General features: G+C 73.8%; 1 protein-coding gene. It reads right to left on the bottom strand.

Annotation, left to right across the window (positions count from 1 at the left end; translation table 11 throughout):
- Positions 1-313, bottom strand: a 313-nt coding sequence (locus IF43_RS37590) for an AMP-binding protein (RefSeq protein WP_037891763.1), incomplete at both ends; no start/stop codon positions are given.

Raw genomic sequence — 313 nt, 5'->3', positions numbered from 1 at the left:
GATGAGGCGGGCGTACGTCGCGGTGTCGAGCCGTCCCGGCGGGGCGACCACGATGCAGCCGCCGTTGAGCAGCGGCACCCACAGCTCGTACGTCGAGGCGTCGAAGGCGTGCGCGGAGTGCAGCAGCACCCGCTCCTGGGAGCCGTCCCGCCAGGCCCGGTCGGCTGCGAAGGCCACGATGTTGTCGTGGGTGATCGCCACGCCCTTGGGCACGCCCGTCGAGCCCGAGGTGTGCAGCACGCACGCCAGCCGGTCGGGCTCCAGCCGTACCGCCGGAGCACCCTCCGGCAGACCCGCCAGACCCTCCTCGCCC

The sequence above is a fragment of the Streptomyces sp. NRRL S-87 genome (genome assembly GCF_000719335.1).
Lineage (GTDB): Bacteria > Actinomycetota > Actinomycetes > Streptomycetales > Streptomycetaceae > Streptomyces.
This window is presented reverse-complemented; position numbering and strand designations above follow the sequence as displayed.